General features: G+C 61.3%; 1 protein-coding gene. It reads right to left on the bottom strand.

Annotation, left to right across the window (positions count from 1 at the left end; genetic code table 11):
- Positions 1 to 395: 395 nt before the first annotated feature.
- A partial coding sequence (locus AB0366_RS27125) for an IS30 family transposase (RefSeq protein ID WP_366246618.1) occupies positions 396 to 1,021 on the bottom strand: 626 nt, incomplete at its 5' end.

Genomic DNA, 1,021 nt, shown 5'->3' with positions numbered 1-1,021 from the left:
AACCGCCCAGGGCTGGCAGATTCAGGACTATGGCCCAGCTGAATGAGACGGCTGCTCCGCAGAAGGAGTTCCACGAAGAGCAAGATGCAGGACGGGTACTCATTCTTCGACGCGGTCGCAGATGTCGCAGATGTCGGCGGGGTCGACGCCGGTGAGGAGTTGGGTGATCTCTTCGGGTGGCGGGTGCCCCCTCGATCGGGTCAGTTTGCGAGTGGTCGAACACCGACAGAATCGGGAATGTCGGGATTTTGCAGGCCTCCTCGCCGTGCCGACGGTCAAAGACACAGCGATGGTCACCACGGCGCTGAAGATGGCGTTGCGGCGACGAGATCACGGTGGACACCGCGTCGGCTCAGGGCTCATCCATCACAGTGATGCCGGCAGTCAGGGCGGATTTAACCTGTCGTCGCAACACAGTGCCGTGAAGCCGAGTTTATCTGCTCTGCAAGCACTTCCGCTGGGGTTCGCCACCCAAGTGTTTTGCGCGGGCGGTTGTTGAGTGCATCCGTCACGGCCTGAACGTCACTTCGACTGTATCGAGCGAGATCGGTTCCCTTCGGAAAGTATTGTCGCAGCAATCCATTGGTGTTTTCGTTCGTTCCCTGCTGCCAGGGGCTGTACGGGTTGCAGAAGTACACACGGATCCCGGTTTCTGCGGTCAACTCCGCATGACGTGCAAGCTCCTTGCCGCGGTCCCAGGTCACCGATCTGCGCAGGTGCTCCGGCAGCGGTGTCATCGCAGCCTGGAGTGCATCGCGGACCGACTCCGATCCGTAACCGGACAACGCCGGCCCGTTCTTCACCGGGGGCGCATCCCCGTACCCATCCTTACGTGGCAGATGCAGCAACGTGGTGAATCTGCTGGTGCGTTCGACAAGCGTACCCACTGCGGACCTGCCCAGCCCGATGATCAGACCTCCTTCCCGATGCCCTGGCGTTTTGCGATCAGCGACTTCGTCTGGCCGCGAGCCGATGGTGACGTCATCGGTGATGAATCCGGTGCGGAGCTTCTTCGCTCGCG

The sequence above is a fragment of the Rhodococcus sp. NPDC076796 genome, from assembly GCF_040702765.1.
Taxonomy (GTDB): Bacteria; Actinomycetota; Actinomycetes; order Mycobacteriales; family Mycobacteriaceae; genus Rhodococcoides.
Note: the sequence above shows the minus strand (reverse complement) of the source record. Positions and strands in the feature narration are given on the sequence as shown.